Here is an 18,975-nt window from a genome sequence, read left to right on the forward strand (position 1 = left end):
GTTGCGGGTACTGTTGATCAAGACCTCGTCCCTGGGCGATGTCATCCATGCGCTGCCGGCGCTGACCGATGCCGCCCGGGCCATCCCGGGCATCCGTTTCGACTGGGTGGTGGAAGAAGGCTTCGCCGAGATCCCCACCTGGCACCCGGCTGTGGATAAAGTCATTCCGGTGGCCATCCGCCGCTGGCGCAAGAACGTCTGGGAAACCATCAAGAGCGGCCAATGGCGGCGCTTCAAGCAGGCGTTGGGCGAGCGCAAGTACGACCTGGTGATCGATGCCCAGGGCCTGCTGAAAAGCGCCTTGCTGACCCGCTATGTGAAAGCACCGATCGCCGGCCTGGACCGTGAGTCGGCGCGCGAATCCCTGGCCAGCCGCTTCTACGACCGGCGCCTGGCCGTGGGCCGCGGCCAGCACGCGGTGGAGCGCCTGCGCCGGCTGTTCGCCCTGGCGCTGGGCTACGACCTGGCCCCCGGCCCGGGTGAATACGGCCTGGCGGCCGAGCGCCTGGGCAACGGCAAGTCGCGCGTGCCCTACGTGGTGTTCCTGCATGGCACCACCTGGGACACCAAGCACTGGCCCGAGATCTACTGGCGCGAAATGGCCGAGCGCCTGGGCCATGCCAGCATCGAAGTGCGCCTGCCCTGGGGCAACCCGGTGGAGCATGAGCGCGCCGAGCGCATTGCCGCAGGCTTGAAAAACGCCGTGGTGCTGCCCAAATTGAACCTGGCGGGCGTGGCGAAAGTGCTGGTGGCGGCGCGCGCCTGCGTGGCAGTGGACACCGGCCTGGGCCACCTGGCCGCAGCGCTGGACGTGCCGACCATTTCCCTGTTTGGCCCTACCAACCCGGGGCTGACCGGGGCCTATGGCCGCGACCAGGAGCACCTGGCCAGCGACTTCGCCTGCGCCCCGTGCCTGTCCAAGACCTGTACCTATCAGCCGACGCCGGAAGACCAGCGTCGGTTCGATCTTAAACGCGAGTGGCCCCTGTGCTTCACTCGCCTGAATCCCGAGCGTGTGGCGAGCCGACTAAGCGCATTGTTACTGGCTGAGGATCTTCGTTGATGCAACTGGCGTTTGTTCTATACAAGTATTTCCCGTTTGGCGGGCTGCAGCGCGACTTCATGCGCATTGCCCTGGAGTGCCAGAAGCGCGGGCACCAGATTCGCGTGTACACGCTGATCTGGGAGGGCGAGGTGCCGCCCGGTTTCGAGGTGCTGGTGGGCCCGGTGAAGGCGTTCTCCAACCACCGCCGCAACATCAAGTTCAGCGCCTGGATGGACAAGGACCTGGCCAAGCGCCCGGTCGACCGCGTGATCGGCTTCAACAAGCTGCCGGGCCTGGACGTGTACTACGCCGCCGACGGCTGCTACGAGGACAAGGCCCAGACCCTGCGCAACCCCATGTACCGGTTCTGGGGCCGCTACCAGCATTTCGCCGAGTTCGAGCGCGCGGTGTTCGCGCCCGAGGCCAAGACCGAAATCCTGATGATTTCCGAGGTGCAGCAGCCGCTGTTCATCAAGCATTACCACACCCCGCTGCAGCGCTTTCACCTGCTGCCGCCGGGCATTTCCCTGGACCGCCGGGCGCCGGCCAACGCCGCGCAGATCCGCGCCGAGTTCCGCGCCGAGTTCAAGCTGGGCGCCGACGACCTGCTGATGGTGCAGATCGGCTCGGGCTTCAAGACCAAGGGCGTGGACCGCAGCCTCAAGGCCCTGGCGGCGCTGCCGCCGGAGCTGAAGAAGCGCACGCGGCTGTTCGTCATCGGCCAGGACGAGCCCAAGTTCTTCCAGCTGCAGGCTGCCGCCCTGGGCCTCAGCGACCAGGTGGAGATCATGAAGGGGCGCAGCGATATCCCGCGCTTCCTGCTGGGCGCCGACCTGCTGATTCACCCGGCCTACAACGAAAACACCGGCACCGTGCTGCTGGAAGCCGCCGTGGCCGGCCTGCCGGTGCTGGTGTCGGCGGTGTGTGGCTACGCCCACTACATCGCCGAGGCCGACTGCGGCCTGGTGCTGGACGAGCCGTTCGAGCAGGCGCAATTGAACCAGTACCTGGTGCGCATGCTCAGCGATGGCCAGGCGCGCGCCGACTGGGGCCGCAACGGCCTGGCGTTCGCCGACAGCGCTGACCTGTACAGCATGCCGCAGCACGCCGCCGACGTGATCCTGGCCGGAGCCGCCTCATGAAGCTGATCCTTGCCGAGCCGTTCAAGACGCTGTGGGCCGGGCGCGACCCGTTCGAGGCCGTGGAGGCCTTGCAGGGCGAGGTGTACCGCGAGCTGGAAGCGCGCCGCACGCTGCGCACCGAAGTGGATGGCCGCGGCTATTTCGTCAAGATCCACCGCGGTATCGGCTGGGGCGAAATCGTCAAGAACCTGGTCACCGCCAAGCTGCCGGTGCTGGGCGCCGGCCAGGAATGGCAGGCCATCGAACGCCTGCAGCAAGCGGGCGTGGCGACCATGACCGGCGTGGCTTACGGCGAGCGCAACAGCAACCCGGCCGACCAGCATTCGTTCATCATCACCGAAGAGCTGGCGCCGACCGTCAGCCTCGAAGACTACAGCATCAACTGGCGCGCCGAGCCGCCGCAGCCGCGCCTCAAGCGTGCGCTGATCGCCGAGGTGGCGCGCATGGTCGGCATGATGCACCGCGCGGGCGTCAACCACCGCGACTGCTACATCTGCCACTTCCTGCTGCACACCGACAAACCGGTGACGCCGGACGATTTCAAGCTGTCGGTGATCGACCTGCACCGCGCCCAGACCCGCCCGGCCATCACCCGCCGCTGGCGCAACAAGGACCTGGCCGCGCTGTATTTCTCGGCGCTGGACATCGGCCTGACGCGCCGCGACAAGCTGCGCTTCCTGCGCGGTTACTTCCAGCAGCCGCTGCGCCAGGTCCTCAAGGACGAAGCGCGCCTGCTGGCCTGGCTGGAAGGCAAGGCCGAGAAGCTCTACGCGCGCAAGCTGCGCTACGGGGATGCGCTCTGATGGCGGGTTGGAACCTGGCGCCGGAATACGCGCACCTGCACGCCGAGTTCGGCACCCTGGACGCGGTGTTCGCGCTCAAGGGCGAGCACCTGACCCGCGACCCGCTGTCGGAAGTCAGCCGCGTCAACGTCGCTGGCGTGAACTACTACGTCAAGCGCTACACCGGCGCCGGCAAGGGCCTGCGGCGGTACCTGGGGCGGCCACGGGTGAAGTCCGAGTGGCAGAACCTCAAGCGCTTCGCCAAGTGGGGCATTCCCACTGCCGAGATCGTCGGCTGGGGCCTGGAGCGCAAGGGCGCGGCCTTCCACCGTGGCGCGCTGATCACCCGCGAGTTGCCCAACACCGTGGACATGTCGGCGCTGGCCGACCAGCACGACCCGCGCCTGCAAGACCGCGCCTGGGTCGATGTCATCAGCCGCCAGCTGGCGCGCGCCACGCGGGCGATGCACGACGAGCACTTCACCCACAACGACCTGAAGTGGCGCAACCTGCTGGTGGACGACAAGAACACGCTGTTCTTCATCGACTGCCCCAACGGCGCGTTCTGGGTCAGTTTCTGGCTGCGCTACCGTATCACCAAGGACCTGGCCTGCCTGGACAAGGTGGCCAAGTACCAGCTGTCCAACACCCAGCGCCTGCGCTTCTACCTGCAGTACCGCAACCGCAAGCACCTGAACGCTTCGGACAAGCGCCGCATCCGTCACATCATCACGTTTTTCGAGGGCCGCGAATGAGCGACTTCATCGCCGACGCCGAGCAGGGTTTGCTGCAGCGTCATGGCCTGGACAGTTTCGATGCGCTGTGGACCCTGCAGCTGGACCCGGTGGACGAGCCCAACACCGCCCGCGGTGGCTACAGCCAGGTGTTCCGCCTGGAGCTGGAAGGCAAGGGCTACTACCTCAAGCGCCAGCGTGGCTACCTGACCCGCACCTTGCACCACCCGCTGGGCGAGCCGACGTTCTCCCGCGAGTTTCGCAACATCCGGCGCTACCAGCAGCTGGCGATTCCTGCGTTGCAGGCTGCCTACTACGGGCAGCGCAAGCTGGACGGCGACCTGTGCGCCATCCTCATGACCCGCGCGCTGGACGGCTGGACCGACCTGGACGCGCTGTTGCTGGATTGGAGCGCCTCCACGGCCTCGCGGCGCCAGGCCATCCTGGCTGCCTGCGGCACGCTGGCGCGCACGCTGCACGGTGCCGGCCAGGTGCATGGCTGCTTCTACCCCAAGCACATCTTCCTGCGCCAGGGTGCCCACGGCTACCAGGCGCAGCTGATCGACCTGGAGAAAACCCGCCCGGCGCTGTTTGGCCGGCGTGACCGCGTGCGCGACCTGGAGCCGCTGCTGCGCCGCGCGCCCATGTGGGGCGAGGCCGACATTCGCGTGTTCCTGGCCGCCTACCTGAATCAGGACGCCGCCAGCCCGCTGGTGCAGGACTGGCTGCAACGCCTGACCCGCCGCCGCAGCCACAAGGAGGGCCGCTGATGCGCCTGTCCGAACTGACCAGGGCCGGCCGTGCGCCGGCCTTGCCCCTGAGCCTGACCCTGGCCGACGCCGCCGGCAGCGCCGAGCTGCAACTGCTGAGCCTGCTGCGCGTGCTGCCCGGCCAGCGTTACGTTGGTGCCGGCGTGTGGCGTGGCCGCACGGTGCTGGCCAAGCTGCTGGTGGGGCCCAAGGCGGCGCGGCACTTCCAGCGTGAACGCGACGGCGTCAAGCACCTGGCCTCCCAAGGCCTGACCACCCCGCAACTGCTGGCCGAAGGGCTGCAGGACGGCGAGGGCGGCTGGCTGCTGTTCGAATACCTGGAAGGCGCACAAAGCCTGGCCCAGGCCTGGGCAGCGGTGGAAAACCTGCCGGTGCTGGCCGATGCGCAGACCGAGGTGCTGGGCGAGGCCCTGGCCGCCGTCGCCGCCATGCACGCCAAGGGCCTGTGGCAGGAAGACTTGCACCTGGACAACCTGCTGCGTCACGACGGCCAGCTGTACCTGATTGACGGCGCCGGCATCTGCGTGGAAGAGCCCGGCAAGCCGCTGTCGCGCCAGCGCGTGCTGCAGAACCTGGGCGTGTTCTTCGCCCAACTGCCCAAGCCGTTCGAGCCCTTCATCGAAGAACTGCTGGTGTATTACCTGCTGGCCAACGGCGAGCACGCGTTGCCGCTCGAAGCCCTGCTCAAGCAGGTCGATAAGGTGCGCGCCTGGCGCCTGAAGGATTTCCTGGCCAAGGTGGGCCGCGAGTGCAGCCTGTTCGCGGTCAAGCGTGGGGCGTTCATGCTGCGCGCCATCCGTCGCGAGGAGGAGCCGGCCATGCTACCGGTGCTGGCCCAGGCCGACGCCTTGCTGGACCAGGGCCACCTGTACAAGACCGGCGGCGCTGCCAGTGTCGGCCAGGTGCAGGTGGGCGGCCGGCCGCTGGTGATCAAGCGCTACAACATCAAGCACTTCGCCCACTGGCTCAAGCGCTTCTGGCGCCCCAGCCGCGCCTGGCATTCGTGGGTGCAGGGCAACCGCCTGGCGTTCCTGGGCATCGCCACGCCCAAGCCGCTGGCCGTGCTGGAGAAGCGCTTCCTGTGGCTGCGCCGCAGCGCCTACCTGGTCACCGAACACCTGGCCGGCCCCGACCTGATCGAGCGTTTCGCGCCCTATGTGGATAACGCCGCCGTGCCGGAAGCCGAACTGACCGCCCTGGACCAGTTGTTCGCCGACCTGACCCGCGAGCGCATTAGCCACGGCGACCTCAAGGGCCACAACCTGTTCTGGGACAGCGGCCGCTGGGCGCTGATCGACCTCGATGCCATGTGCCAGCACAGCAGCCAGGCCAGCTTCGCCCCGGCCTACGCCCGCGACCGCGCGCGCTTCCTGCGCAACTGGCCAGCGGACAGCGCCCTGGCCCGAATGCTGGACCAGCGCCTGCCGCGTTTGCCCTGACGCAGCCTGCGGCAGCTGCTACGCCAATCTATGTAGCAGCGGCGGGGCGGCCATCCGCCGAAGGCCGCGTCATTGGCTTAAAACCCGTATTCCAACCCCACCCCCGCATACCACGACCGCCCCGGCGCCGCCTCGTAGTAGCGCTTGTTGCTGTCGCCCACGATCACCGAGCCCACGTACTGGCGGTCCAGCAGGTTGTCCAAACGCACGATCTGGTGGAAGGTCCAGTGGTCGACCTTCTGTTCGAAGCGTGTGCGCAGGTTGAACACCGCATACGAGGGCGCAGCCTTGTCCTGGTTGGTGTCCTCGACGTAGACCTTGCTGCGGTACATGCCTTCCAGCGCGGTGCTGACCCAGTCCTGCGGCTGCCATTTCAACTCGCCGAACAGGGTGTCCTTGGGCACGCCGGGCAGGTAGTTGCCCTTGTCCACCTGCTTGGCGCTGGTGCCGCTGCCGCTGGTGAAGTCGCTGTCATAGGTGGCATTGAGGTGGGTGTAGGCCAGTTGGGTGCTCCAGATGGGCGTCAGCTGGCTGTCCAGCGACAGCTCCAGGCCGCGGCGCAGGGTGCGGCCGGCGTTCTGGTAGCTGGTGCGGCCGTCGGTGGATTCGGCCACCACCAGCTCGTCGTCGGTGGTGATCTGGAACAACGCCGCGTTGATGCGGGTGCTGTCGCCGACCTTGGCTTTCAGGCCGATTTCGTACTGGCGGCTTTCCGAAGGCTTGAGGTTGAAGTTGAAGCCCTCGACGTTACCCGGCGCGTAGGCCATTTCCGCCTGGGTCGGGGTTTCGAAGCCTTTGCCGGCGCTGACGTAGCCATGCAGGTTCTCGGTGAAGGCGTACATCACGCTCAGCGACGGGGTGTTCTGCTGGTAGTCCTTGCTGCCGCTGGCGTCGCCGTTGCTGAGGAACTTGTCGTCCACGTCCATGCGCATGGTGCTATGGCGGACGCCGGCCTGCAGGGTCCAGTCGCCCAGGGCCCAGTTGGCCTGCACGAAGGGGTCGAGGCTGGTGGCGGTGTCGATCTCGTCGCGGGCCATGGCGCCTTTCACGCCCAGGGTGCTCCCAACGTAGTTCTGGTAGCCCTGGCGGTCGTCCTGGCTGCGGTCGTAGTCCAGGCCGGCGATGAGCTTCAGGTCGCCGGGGGCGGCCAGGATCGGCTGAATCCAGTGCAGGCTGCCGCCGTAGAAGGTGCGGTCGAAGTTGACCACGCCGCCGCCACGGGTGTCCGCTGGCGTGCCTTTGGGAATCGACAGGTACTGAATCACGCTGCGCGTGCCGTAGTAGCTGGTGACCTGCAGCGTCGCGTCGCCAATGTAGCGCTCGTAGTTCAGCCCCAGTTGCTGGTGGTCGATGCTCTTGCGCGTGTTGTAGTTCAACGCTGCAGCGGCCACCGAGCGCGGGTCGGCCTTGTAGGCGTCCCAGGTCTGGCCCAGTGGGTCCTGGGTGCCGTTCTGCTCCAGGCTGCTGTAGATCAGCGCCAGCTTGCTGTCTTCGTCGGGCTTGAGGTTGAGCTTGGCGAAGGTGGTGTCCCGGCGTGCGGCGCTGTGGTCGCGGTAGCCGTCGGTGTCCATGCGCGAGGCGTCCAGCACGAAGCCGGTGTCGGCGTCGATGCCGCCCTCGGCGTACACGTGGTTCTTGCTCATGCCATCGCTGCCCATCACCGTCTCGGCGCCCACCTTCGGCGCGCCGCTGCCGTCACGGGAGAACATCTGGATGACCCCGCCGGCGTTGCTGCCGTACATCGTAGCCGCCGGCCCGCGCAGCACCTCGATGCGCTCGGCGGTGTCGAGGTTGAACGTCGCCGCCTGGCCCTGGCCGTCCGGCGTGCTGGCCGGAATGCCGTCGGCAATCAGCTTCAACCCGCGCACCCCGAACGCCGAGCGCGCGCCAAAGCCGCGCGAGGAAATCTGCAGGTCCTGGGCGTAGTTCTGGCGGTTCTGCACCACCAGCCCGGGAATGCGTTGCAGCACCTCCGAGGCATTGATGCCCAGCTGCCCGTCGTGAATCTGCTCTGCACTGACGCTGTCCACCGAATAGGGCAGGTCGAAGCTGCTGTTTTCGCTGCGCGCGCCGCTGACCACCACCGAGTCGAGCACGATCTCGGGCGCATCGGCCTGGGCCAGGGGGCTGGCCAGCAACAGGCCGGTGAGCAGGGAGCGACGGCGCAGGAAGGGTGGGGCAGAAGTCATCGTGGGGAAAGGTCCGCAAGTGAAAATATGTACTGAATCGGACAAGTTTACCAACTCTGAAGCCCCATCGGGTCCCGTAGCAGCCGCCGCCAGGCTGCGTCTGCCGCGCGCGACGTGTCTGGATAACCGCAGCGCCTGGGACGCGGCCTGGCGGCCGCTGCTACGGGGTTTGGGCTTGGTCCTACGATTGCAGGGTTCACCCTAGGCTCCGGGTTCCCAACCTGGAGGATCGCTTCATGCTAGTTCGCGGTGCATTGGTCATGAACCTCGCCCTGTTGGGCATTGCGGTCTTAAAAAGGGCGGAATAAACCGCTCGATTGTGGGAGGGCTAAGCCCCGCGACACCCAGGCAATGCCCCCATATGCAGCCGCCACCGTGAATGCGCTATAATCCCGCCCTTTCGCCGCCGACAGCCCCACGGCCCTCGGCGCATATATTCCGTTGAAAGAGGCTAGACCCTTGGCATTGACGATTCTTGGCCTGTCCGGCGCCCTTAGCCATGATCCTTCCGCAGCCCTGTACATCGACGGCAAGCTGATCGCGGCTGCCGAAGAAGAGCGCTTCGTTCGTGACAAACATGCAAAGAACCGCATGCCCTATGAGTCGGCGAAGTTCTGCCTGGAGCAGGCCGGCATCAAGCCTTCCGACGTTGACGTGGTGGCGATTCCGTTCGCGCCCATCAGCCTGTTCGGCAAGGCCCGCTGGCACTACGCCAAGCGCTACTGGTACGCACCGGACCGCGCCCTCGACGCGCTGCTGATGGGCAACCGCCGCTACAAGCGCTACCGCAACAAGATCGTGTGGTGCCTGGAGCAACTGGGCTTCGACCCGAAGAAAATCAAGATCGAGCCGGTGGAACACCACCTGGCCCACGCCTCCAGCGCCTACCACTGCTCGGGTTTCAAGGAAAAAACCGCGATCCTGGGTATCGACGGCAAGGGTGAGTACGCCACCACGTTCTTCGGCTACGGCGAGAACGGCAAGATCCACAAGATCAAGGAATTCTTCGACCCGGATTCGCTGGGTGGCCTGTATGGCGCCATCACCGAGTTCCTGGGCTTCGAAATGCTCGACGGCGAGTTCAAGGTCATGGGCATGGCGCCGTACGGCGACGCCAGCAAGTATGACTTCTCGCGCCTGGCCAGCTTCGAGAACGGCGAACTGGTGATCAACACCGACTACGCCAACGTCGTCGGCATCCGCCGCTACAAGGAGAAGGGCAAGGGCTTCTACTTCTCGCCCAAACTGATCGAGTGGCTGGGGCCCAAGCGCGAAGGCGACATCGCCGACGAGCCGTACATCCACTACGCGGCCAGCATGCAGGCGCTGTTCGAGAAGCTGGCGCTGCAGATGATCGACTACTACCTGGGCGACGTGCTCAAGGAAACCGGCAAGCTGGCGTTCGCCGGCGGCTGCGCCCTGAACGTCAAGCTGAACCAGAAGATCATCGCCCGCAACGACGTGAAGGAGTTGTTCGTGCAGCCCGCTTCCGGCGACGCCGGCACCGCCGTGGGCGCTGCCGCCTACGTGTCCCACGCCCGTGGCGTGCCGGTCGAGAAGATGGAACACGTCTACCTCGGCCCGTCGTACAGCAACGAAGACGTAATCGCCGCCTGTGCCCGTCACCCGGACAAGCCGGCGTTCCGCAAGCTTGAGAACATGCCCGAGCAGATCGCCCAGATCATGGTCGACGGCAACCCCGTGGCCTGGTTCCAGGGCCGCATGGAGTTCGGCCCGCGTGCCCTGGGTGGTCGTTCGATCATCGGCTGCCCAAGCGTGCCGGGCGTGGCCGACCGCATCAACCACCAGATCAAGTTCCGCGAGCGCTGGAGGCCTTTCTGCCCGTCGATGCTCGACACCGTGGCCCCGCAGATGATCAAGATCGACCACCCGGCGCCGTTCATGACCTTCACCTTCGAAGTGGCTGAAGAGTGGAAGACCCGCGTGCCGGAAGTGGTGCACGAGGACGGTACTTCGCGTGCCCAGGTGCTCAAGCGCGAATACAACCCGCGCTACTACGACATGATGAAGGCACTGGAAAACCTGACCGGCAACGGCGTGTCGCTGAACACCTCGCTCAACCGCCGCGGCGAGCCGATGATCTGCTCGCCTACCGACGCCCTGAACATGTTCTTCGGTTCCGACCTGCAGTACCTGATCATGGAAGACATCCTGGTGGTCAAAGACGGCGCGAACGCTTATGACACGCTCGGCTGAGCGTCATGTGCTGCAGTTCTGCCACGGCTATGACGGGCCGTTCCTGGACTGCGCACGGCAATACGCCAGCCTCTTCGCCGGTACCGGCTATCGCGTGACCACGGTCTTTTTGACCGGGGTCGCCGACCCGCAGGTGGCGGCGGGCTGCGCCAGCGATGAAGTGCTGTTCATGGAATACAGTTCCAAGGCCATTCGTGGCCTGAAGCTGGGCGCCATTCGCGACTTGCGCAAGATTGTCGCCAGTCGCGACTTCAGCTTCTGCATCGCCCACCGTTTCAAGCCCATCTACATCACCCTGCTGGCCACCGCGTTGCCGGTGATCGGCGTGCACCATGCCTTCGGCGACTACCAGCGTGGCTCGCGCAAGCTGTTCGCGCACCTGTTCCGCAAGCGCCTGAGCCTCCTGGGCGTGTCGGACGCGGTGCGCGACGACATGCGCCAGTGCCTGCCCAAGTGGCCGACCGGGCGCATCCGCACCCTGTACAACCGCATCGACGTGGCCGCGCTGCAAGCCAGCCAGCTGCCTGCGGCCCAGGCGCGTGAAGCGCTGAAGCTGGACGCCGATGCCTGGATTGTCGGCAACGTCGGCCGCCTGCACCCGGACAAGGACCAGGCCACGCTGCTGCGTGGCTTCGCCCAGGCGCTGCCAACGCTGCCGGCCAGCGCACAGCTGGTGATCATGGGCACCGGGCGCCTGGAACAGGACCTGAAGGAGCTGGCTGCGGAGCTGAAAATCAGCGAACGTGTGCGCTTCCTGGGGCAAGTGCCGGAAGCGCGGCGCTATTTCCGCGCCTTCGACGTGTTTGCCTTGAGTTCGGACAACGAGCCGTTCGGCATGGTGCTGCTCGAAGCCATGGCCGCCGGCGTGCCGCTGCTGGCCACGGCCTGTGGCGGTGCCAAGGAAGTGGTCGAAGGGGTGGGTATCCTGTTCCCCTTCGGCGACGCCGAACACCTGGCCCAGGCGCTGGTGCACCTGTCGACGTTGGACGGCGAACAGCGCCAGGCTTGCGCCGACCTTATGCTGCAACGCCTGGCCGAGCGTTTCTCGGACCAGGCCGTACGCGAGACTTTCTGGCGCTTGCCGCAAGTCACCGACATTACTGCGGAGGCTTGATGCTCAACCGATTTCAAGGCTGGCGCGAGCGCGGCTGGACCCAGATCGACGCTGGCACTTATGCACAGGCATGGCAGCGTTTTGGCGGTAGCGTGGCCACCCACCCGCTGGTGGTGGAGCGCCTGGCCGGTTTGGCCGGGATCCCGGTGCGCTACCTGGGCTGGGAGCAGGCGGGTGAGTTGCGCGCGGCCATTCCTACCTGGGGCCGCTCGCTGGCCTTGTCCAAGGACGAGCTCAAGCGTGCGGGCAAGAAAGGCCTGTTCGACCTTGGCAACGCCGAGCTGATCCTGCCCGCCGCCAGCGACGCCCAGGCGCCGCTGCGCCATGCCGGGCGCTACCTGTCGGAACTCAACCAGGGCCGCTTCGCCACGCTCAAGCCCCAGGCTGAATCGCTGGCCATGGCCCGCACCCCCGAAGACCTGTCGAAGAAATTCCGCTACAACCAGCGCCGCGAGCTGCGCCTGCTGGAAGAGGCGGGCGGGGTGGTGCGCCCGGTCAGCGACTTCAGCAGCAGCGAACTTGCCGCCATGTACTGCGACCTGTTCCTGCGCCGCTGGGAATTCCCGGCCACCGGCGCCGAGCACATGGCCGAGGTGGTGGAGCTGTTGCGCGAGCTGCTGATCGGCTCGGTGCTGTTCCTCAACGACGCGCCCATCGCCATCCAGCTGGTTTATCGGGTGGAGGCGCCCGAGTGGGTCAGCGTCGAATACATCAACGGCGGCGTCGACCCGCAGACCCGTGCCTTCAGCCCGGGCAGCGTGCTCAGCTTCCTCAACACCCAGGCTGCGTGGGAAGATGCCCGTTCCCTTGGCAAGGCGTTGCGCTTCTCCTTCGGCCGCGCTGACCGCGAGTACAAGGATCGTTGGTGCAACCCGGTACCGGTATTCCAGATTTGAGCCGAAAACAGCAGCTCCTCAAGCGTCATCGTCGCAACAAGCGCCTGGCCCTGCTGGCAGGGCTGGTGGTGTTGGTCCTGCTGGGCGTACTGGTGAAGTGGTGGCTGGCGCCGCTGCTGGCCGTGCTGGCGTGGGTGGCTCACGAGGCCTGGTTTGCCGACCACCTGTTCTATGCCCCTGGCGACGACTACCAATACAACTTTGGCGACAGCGCCACGCAGCCGGCCGTGACCCTGGCCGACGGCCGCCTGCGCCTGGGCGAGCCGCTGGCATTGGACGGCAGCGAGACGCTGGTGCTGGCAGTCAAGGTCAAGGCCGGCTGGCTGGGGCGCTTGGTCGATCCCCAGGTGGAAATCAGCGGTGGCGGCCAGGCTGACCGCCAGGCCTTCGAGCGTGGCGTCGATGGCCTGCGCTACCTGAACCTGAGCAGCTTCGGCCCGGCCCTGGCGGCGGGCGAGCTGCAACTTCGCGGGCGTAATTGCCGCCTGCAAGGCGAGCCGCAGGCGTGGCTGTGGCGCCACCCGGACCTGCGCCAGCAGCGCGTGATGGTCGTCGCTCCCCATGCCGACGACGCCGAACTGGCAGCCTTCGGCCTGTACAGCCAGGCAGATACCTGGGTGGTCACCCTAACCGCAGGTGAGATCGAAGCCGAGCACTACCAGGCCATGGGCCTGCCCATGGCAGACGCCGCGCGCCTCAAGGGCCGCCTGCGCGCCTGGGACAGCATCGCCGTGCCGGCCTGGGCCGGCGTGGCCCAGGAGCGCTGCGTGCAGCTGGGCTATTTCTGCCTGCAGCTACCCGCCATGCAGGCCGCGCCGGACCAGCCGGTGGCGTCCCGCGAGGCGCAACTGGACGACACCCGCCTGTTCCGCCAATACAACCGCATTGCCCTGCCGGGCGATGATGGGGTGCCCAGCTGGAACAACCTGCTGGCCGACCTGCGCGCGCTGATCGAGCTGGCGCGCCCCGAGGTGCTGGTGATGCCCGATGCGGCCATCGACCCGCACCCGGATCACATCTGCTCACAAACTGCCGTGCTGGAAGCCTTGCAGGGCACTGGGTGGCAACCGCACACTTTGTTGGGTTATGCCAACCACCTGCATGACAACGACCGCTGGCCCATGGGCGATGCGCATGCCGGTGTCAGCCTTCCACCTTTTTTTGATGCATCGCAGGTTATGGTGCCGCTCAGCCTGGAGCTGGCCCCCGCCGTGCAGGTGGACAAGGCCATGGCCCTGGGCATGATGCACGACTTGCAGCCGGCGCCGCCGTTCAAGCGCAAGGTGCGTCGCTGGTTGCAGCAGCTGCTGGCCGGGCGCCGCTGGCCGCCGTATGGCGAGAATGAATTCATGCGCAAGGCCGTGCGCCGCCATGAGCTGTTTTGGATCGGTTCGCCGTCGCGGAGTAAATGATGAAGGTCCTGTTTCTGGTACAAAAAGAGCAGCGGGTGATCCTGGACCGCCTCTATCAGGCCGTGGCCGACCATTGCGAGTGCGACCTGCGCTGGCTGGACAGCGCCGACCAGCGTGACCTGCGTGGCTACTTCCGCCGTGAGGTGGACGCCAGCCAATATGACCGCATCCTGTTTTTCCTGCGTTTCAAGCAGGAGATCCGCCAAGTGGCGTTCATCCGCAGCGTGCCCAACCTGGTGATCCTGGAGCACGACGCCTACCAGAACTACATTGATTGCAAGTACACCGGCAAATTCAGCCGGCACTACCGCAACATTCCCTGGGTGCGGGTGATCAGCTCCGGCTACCAGGTCACCCAGCGCCTTGCGCAGGAGGGCTTCGACGCCGCCTTCGTGGCAAAAGGCTATGACCAGACGTTGCTCCGTGACCTGGGCGTGGAACGTGACATCGAATTGGCATTCGTGGGCAGCACCGGCAGCGTCGCCTACAGCGGGCGCAAGGCGCTGCTGGATGAGCTGGGCGCGTGTGAAAATCTGCTGGTGACCCGAACGAAGTCCGGTGACGACTATCTGAATACCCTGAACCGTATTCGCTTCTTCGTCAGCGCCGACGTGGGCATGGGCGAGTACATGATCAAGAATTTCGAAGCGATGGCGTGCGGGTGCGTGCTGCTGGCCTACGATCAAGGTGAGGCAGAGAACCGTGCGTTGGGCTTCGTCGACATGCACAACCTGGTGCTGTACACCTCGGTAAGCCAGTTGCAGGAAAAGCTGCAAGCGTTACGCGCCAATCCGCAGCTGGTGCGCGCCATCGCGCAGAACGGCAAGGAGCTGGTGGAGAGCCGCTACGGTTTCGATCGTATCGGCGCGCAGATTGTCGAGGCCATGCAGGCGCCGCTGCGTCCATCTAGTCTTGAGGGAAGCCTGGGCGAGTTCTGGCTGCGGGTGCGCCGATGGGTGTCAGGATAGGGTGTCTACGCAAGGCGGTGACACAGGGATAGGGACCGTTGGACGAAGGCTGTGCCACAGCAGTAAGGGACTGAGCATCAAGATGAAATGGCCATTGGTATCGATACTGGTTCCTTGTTACAACCACGAACTCTACATCGAGGAATGCCTGCTGAGCATCTTGCGGCAGGACTACGACAATGTAGAGCTGATCGTGGTCAATGACGGTTCTACCGACAGCAGCGGCGAAAAGATCAAGGCGCTGGCCCAGGCACACTCATTCCAGTACTACGAACAGAGCAACCAGGGCGTCAGCGCGGCGTTGAACCTTGCCTTGAGCCACGCCCGGGGCGACTTCATCATCACCCCCGATTCCGATGACGTGATGCTGCCTGGCCGCTTGAAGCTGCAGGTCAGCCACCTGCAGCAGCACCCCGAGGTCGGCTGCGTCGGCGGCCGGGTCATCTTCATCGATGCCCAGGGCGCCGAAATCAAGCGCGAGGCCTCAAGCTACGTGGACATCGAGCGCTTCGATTTCGCCCGGTTGCTGGAGCAGGCGTACTCGGTGGGTGCGCCGGTGGCCATGTATCGCCGTGAGGCTATCGAGCGGGTGGGTGGCTATGATCCGAGCATCCGTATCCAGGACTTCCAGATGACGCTGAAAATCGCGCACCTGGGGTACACCATCGACGTGCTGCCGCAGGCGTTGACCCTCTACCGTCGCCACGACACCAACATCTCCAAGACCGCCTACAAAAGCCAGCTGACCTACGACATGCAGGTCATTGACCGCTACAAGGACCACCCCGCCTATGCACGTGCGCGGGTGGCGGTGGTCAACAAGGCGCTCAAGCAGGCGGTGCGGTATGACTACTGCCTGGCTCGCGAGCTGTTCGCCAGCCTGCCGGTGCGCAGCTGGGACCGCGTCACCTGGAAGCGCTTCAGGCGCTACCTGTTCAAATCAAAATTCGGTTTCTCCAAGGAATAAGGCGTGGCATCACTTTACCCCCAGCAGCACCATTTCGATTTCGCCGTGGGCCCTATCCGGGCGGGCGTGCAGCAGTTGCGCGGCAAGCTGGGCATCGCCGGCCTGCTGTTGGGCTTCGGGCTGTTCTGGAGCGTGGCGGGTGTGCTGCTGACGCCGAACCTGAAGTTCTACGTGTGGCTGCTGTCGGCGTTCGCCTACGCGCCAAGCCTGTACCTGCTGGTGCGCCATTACCGTGACGCCGGGGTGATGCTGCGCGAGCGCAAGGAGTTGTGGGGGTACCTGGCGCTGCTGGCGTGGGCGCTGGTGACCCAGGCCTGGCCCATGGACAACCTGGACATGCCGTTGACCATGGTCAAGCGCGAGTCGCTGTTCCTGCTGCTGGTGCTGGGCTGGGCCTTGTGGGGGCGGTTCAACTCCTGGGGCCTGCAGTTGATGATCATCCTCTGGGGCGCGCTGGCGGGGCTGTATGCGTTGGCCGGGCTGGTGACCTACCCGATGCGCCACATCGACCGCCTCTTCGGCTTTGGCGGCTTCATGGACAACCCCAACCCGGCGGCCTATTCGATCGCCTGCCTGATGATAATGGGCCTGACCTGGTGGCCGCGCGCGGGTTGGGCGCGGGTGTTGTGGGGGGCGCTGAATCTTTGCTCGCTGGTGTTCGTGGTGTTGTCGGGCAGCCGTGGCGCGCTGCTGGCGACGGCTGCCGCGGCTATCGCCTATGTGCTGGCCGGGGGCAGGAAATTCCATTGGCTGACCGCGCTGGTGGGCCTGGGCTGCACCGGCCTGGTGCTGTGGCTCGACCCATCGCTGCTGGCGCGGGGCGATTCGGAGCGCCTGGAGCTGCTGCGCCAGGCCGTCGGGTTCATCAAGGAGCACCCGTGGGTAGGCATCGGCATCAGTGGTGATTACCGCATGGACATGCCGGGCCAGGACCTGGAGCACTGCCACAACTTCATTCTCGACACCGCCATTCGCTACGGCGTCATCGCCACGGGCGTGTGGCTGGTGATGTGGGGCTGGGTAGGGGTGCAGGCCTATCGCCTGCGGCACCAGGCCCTGGGCATGGCAGCGTTGCTGTTCTGGGTGTTTGCCTGCGTGGCCATCCAGTTCGATGTGTTCGCCCTGTTCGGCCGCAACCGTGCCATGTGGCTGGCGGTGTGGGTGCCGGTGCTGCTGGTCATGTGCCTGCCCCGCAAACCCACCGAAGCCCCGTAGCAGCAACTGTCTTTGTGGAAGCTGGCTTGCCAGCGAGCTTTCAGGGCATCAACAGCTCGCTGGGTGCGAGCGGGACATCCTTTACAAAATAAACCGGAGACATCGTTTACATCTTTACAGGCTTGAGAAGCGCTTTGCACCGCGCTCAAGCCTGCCTAAACGATGATTGCACAGATACAGATCCCACACCTCATCATCAACTTCCCGCATCCCGACCGCTTCCCCGATCAAGGCTTCGCTCAGGAATAGCGATTTCCCCTTCCATTTTATGTGCCCGTTCAATCGCACCCGTCTGACGACATCCTCCGACGAGTAGTCGAACGCAGGAACCTTGCCATGGTATTGCCTAACCGAGGGTGTGTAGATTCGGGCAGGAGTCATCATGTCCAGTGCTTCGTGCGGCCTGACGTAGTTGAACTCTTCCCGGAAACGCTCAAAGGCCAGTTGCTGCTGGATCAATGTGGTTTCAGGAGCGCACAAAAGGTCATCTTTCAGGGTACGGTGCATACGCTCATGGCGCCCATTTTGATCAGGCCTTCCAAGCTGTATGAGCTCTGGAAAAATACCAAGACGAATCCACCAGACTGACAGCGACGAAAGGCGAGAAAAGCCTGTCGAGGCAAACGGCGACCCATTGTCGGTGCGAATAACATCAGGCAAGCCGAATTCGTGAAACGCCCACTCAAAGCCTTCACGTGCATTGCTGACGTCAGGCTGGGCCTTGCATAACAGCAAAAAGCGGCTGGCATGGTCAGTGATCGTCAGGGGATGGCAGCGCTGCCCGCCTTTGAGCTTGAAGCTGCCCTTGAAGTCCGCTGCCCAGGTCTGATTCGGCTCGTCTGCTGGCCGCATGGTCTTGGGGCCTGTGGAAGGCCTGTTGAACTGCCGCCTGGCCTTCACCAAGCCAAATTTCCTCAGCCACTCCCCAGCTGTACTAGGCGCCGGCACCGTCATTTCAGGATGCTCACGCTGAAGCAGGGCAACCAGCTTTTTAGGGCCCCACGTTGGATGCTGGCGCTTCTGTTCAAGAAGAAGTTGAAGGAGGTGGTCGCTGGTCTGCGCGGGACAGGAAGAGGGGCGCCGAGAAGCCTCCTTGAGGCCGTCGACACCCTGCTCGGCGTAACGAGCAAGCCACTTGTCCAATGTCGGCCGTGACAAGCCATGGCGAGCGGCAAGCTGGGTTTTTGAGTAAAGGCCGGAATGCCATTCGGCAACCAGAGTGATTTTTTGATCCATCACGGATTCTCGATTCCAGGGCATGGTCAGGACCTCCTGACCATGGTTAATAACCTGTAAACGATGTCTCCGGTTTAAAACGTAAAGGATGTATCCGGTTCACACCCTGGCAAGCCAGCTCCCACAGGGAGATTTCAGGCGGGTCAGCTCAGGCGTTCAGCCAGCTGGCCGCTGTCCCAGCGCTGCGGCGCATGGGTGGCGTAGGCCTGGAAGAATGGCAGGCCGCCGTCCTGCATCAGCCAGTCGCGGTCCTGCTCGTAGCGCAACATGTGCTGGAAGTTGCGCAGGCACAGGCTCTTGCGCAGGGCCCAGGGGTAGGTGCGCAGGTCGGCGATGTCGATCAGCCCCAGCTCGCCTTCCGGCGTCATCACCACGTTGCCCAGGTGCAGCGAGCGGAAATACACGCCGCGTTCATGCAGCCCGGCGACGAAGGTGGCGAATTGGGTCAGCAGCGCCCGCGGCGGCGGCACCGCCCCGGTGATCAGCTGGCGCAGGGTGTCGCCGGGCAGTGGCGCGTAGTGCACCACGTCGCGCTCGATCTCGGCCACCCGGTAGGTGGCCAGGATGCGCGGGCAAGGAATGTCACGCTTGCGCAGGGCCTCGGTGTTGCTGGCGAAACGCTGGGCGTAGGGGAACAGGGCGGCGGAGGTGATGACGCGCTTGCGGCGGAACAGCTTGAGGAAGTTGCCATCGGGCAGCAGCAGTACCTTCTCGCCGTGGCCGTCGGCCTCGATCACCCGGGCGCCCTGGCGAAGGACCTGATAGTCCGCGTAGTCGAGTCTTTGCATGCCGGCCCCCTGAAAATAGCCGGCTATCATACCCCAGCCGGGCCCCATACGCTTAACCGGC

At 65.1% G+C, this 18,975-nt stretch carries 16 protein-coding genes; 13 read left to right on the forward strand and 3 right to left on the reverse strand.

Annotated features, from left to right (window positions below; translation table 11 throughout):
• Position 1: 1 nt before the first annotated feature.
• From waaC to AC0J42_RS02595, 6 genes are read left to right on the forward strand one after another with little or no spacing between them, the layout of a single operon-like run.
• On the forward strand, positions 2 to 1,063 hold the full coding sequence (waaC, locus tag AC0J42_RS02570) for a lipopolysaccharide heptosyltransferase I (protein ID WP_473005169.1): 1,062 nt from the start codon (positions 2 to 4) through the stop codon (positions 1,061 to 1,063).
• On the forward strand, positions 1,063 to 2,187 hold the full coding sequence (locus AC0J42_RS02575; RefSeq protein WP_416422099.1) for a glycosyltransferase family 4 protein: 1,125 nt from the start codon (positions 1,063 to 1,065) through the stop codon (positions 2,185 to 2,187). Before waaC ends, AC0J42_RS02575 begins: the two co-directional genes overlap by 1 nt.
• Entirely contained in the window at positions 2,184 to 2,990 is an 807-nt protein-coding gene (gene rfaP, locus AC0J42_RS02580) for a lipopolysaccharide core heptose(I) kinase RfaP (RefSeq protein ID WP_473005170.1), read from the forward strand. Before AC0J42_RS02575 ends, rfaP begins: the two co-directional genes overlap by 4 nt.
• Positions 2,990 to 3,724, forward strand: a complete 735-nt coding sequence (locus AC0J42_RS02585; RefSeq protein WP_473005171.1) for a lipopolysaccharide kinase InaA family protein — start codon at positions 2,990 to 2,992, stop codon at positions 3,722 to 3,724. Before rfaP ends, AC0J42_RS02585 begins: the two co-directional genes overlap by 1 nt.
• The gene (locus tag AC0J42_RS02590; RefSeq protein WP_473005172.1) at positions 3,721 to 4,473 is read left to right on the forward strand and encodes a lipopolysaccharide kinase InaA family protein; all 753 of its coding nucleotides are present in this window, start codon (positions 3,721 to 3,723) and stop codon (positions 4,471 to 4,473) included. The genes AC0J42_RS02585 and AC0J42_RS02590 overlap by 4 nt, the downstream gene beginning before the upstream one ends.
• On the forward strand, positions 4,473 to 5,912 hold the full coding sequence (locus AC0J42_RS02595; protein ID WP_473005173.1) for a lipopolysaccharide kinase InaA family protein: 1,440 nt from the start codon (positions 4,473 to 4,475) through the stop codon (positions 5,910 to 5,912). The genes AC0J42_RS02590 and AC0J42_RS02595 overlap by 1 nt, the downstream gene beginning before the upstream one ends.
• Before the next feature lie 77 nt (positions 5,913 to 5,989).
• Here AC0J42_RS02595 and AC0J42_RS02600 read toward each other — a convergent pair whose 3' ends face one another.
• The gene (locus AC0J42_RS02600) at positions 5,990 to 8,101 is read right to left on the reverse strand and encodes a TonB-dependent receptor family protein (RefSeq protein ID WP_473005174.1); all 2,112 of its coding nucleotides are present in this window, start codon (positions 8,099 to 8,101) and stop codon (positions 5,990 to 5,992) included.
• Between the two features lie 459 nt (positions 8,102 to 8,560).
• Here AC0J42_RS02600 and AC0J42_RS02605 point away from each other — a divergent pair, with 459 nt between their 5' ends.
• The 7 genes from AC0J42_RS02605 to AC0J42_RS02635 all read left to right on the forward strand — a co-directional run bounded on the left by AC0J42_RS02605 (position 8,561) and on the right by AC0J42_RS02635 (position 16,890).
• Positions 8,561 to 10,318: a carbamoyltransferase family protein gene (locus tag AC0J42_RS02605; RefSeq protein WP_473005175.1), complete on the forward strand. Its 1,758-nt coding sequence runs from the start codon at positions 8,561 to 8,563 to the stop codon at positions 10,316 to 10,318.
• A complete protein-coding gene (locus tag AC0J42_RS02610) occupies positions 10,302 to 11,432 on the forward strand; it encodes a glycosyltransferase (RefSeq protein ID WP_473005176.1) in 1,131 nt (376 codons plus the stop codon). The genes AC0J42_RS02605 and AC0J42_RS02610 overlap by 17 nt, the downstream gene beginning before the upstream one ends.
• Complete coding sequence (locus tag AC0J42_RS02615; RefSeq protein ID WP_416422108.1) at positions 11,432 to 12,328, forward strand: antimicrobial resistance protein Mig-14; 897 nt, start codon at positions 11,432 to 11,434, stop codon at positions 12,326 to 12,328. The genes AC0J42_RS02610 and AC0J42_RS02615 overlap by 1 nt, the downstream gene beginning before the upstream one ends.
• Positions 12,325 to 13,740 (forward strand): PIG-L deacetylase family protein, encoded by a 1,416-nt coding sequence (locus tag AC0J42_RS02620; protein ID WP_473005177.1) that lies wholly within the window; start codon positions 12,325 to 12,327, stop codon positions 13,738 to 13,740. Before AC0J42_RS02615 ends, AC0J42_RS02620 begins: the two co-directional genes overlap by 4 nt.
• Complete coding sequence (locus tag AC0J42_RS02625) at positions 13,740 to 14,708, forward strand: glycosyltransferase (protein ID WP_416422110.1); 969 nt, start codon at positions 13,740 to 13,742, stop codon at positions 14,706 to 14,708. The genes AC0J42_RS02620 and AC0J42_RS02625 overlap by 1 nt, the downstream gene beginning before the upstream one ends.
• An 82-nt stretch (positions 14,709 to 14,790) precedes the next feature.
• Complete coding sequence (locus AC0J42_RS02630) at positions 14,791 to 15,675, forward strand: glycosyltransferase family 2 protein (protein WP_473005178.1); 885 nt, start codon at positions 14,791 to 14,793, stop codon at positions 15,673 to 15,675.
• 3 nt (positions 15,676 to 15,678) lie between these two features.
• Entirely contained in the window at positions 15,679 to 16,890 is a 1,212-nt protein-coding gene (locus AC0J42_RS02635) for an O-antigen ligase family protein (protein WP_473005179.1), read from the forward strand.
• Between the two features lie 114 nt (positions 16,891 to 17,004).
• Here AC0J42_RS02635 and AC0J42_RS02640 read toward each other — a convergent pair whose 3' ends face one another.
• The gene (locus tag AC0J42_RS02640; RefSeq protein WP_473003419.1) at positions 17,005 to 18,150 is read right to left on the reverse strand and encodes an integrase core domain-containing protein; all 1,146 of its coding nucleotides are present in this window, start codon (positions 18,148 to 18,150) and stop codon (positions 17,005 to 17,007) included.
• A 119-nt stretch (positions 18,151 to 18,269) separates the two neighbouring features.
• Positions 18,270 to 18,914, reverse strand: a complete 645-nt coding sequence (locus AC0J42_RS02645; protein WP_473005180.1) for a protein kinase family protein — start codon at positions 18,912 to 18,914, stop codon at positions 18,270 to 18,272.
• Between the last annotated feature and the right edge of the window lie 61 nt (positions 18,915 to 18,975).

The sequence above is a fragment of the Pseudomonas sp. Tav-5-1A genome (assembly GCF_055755055.1).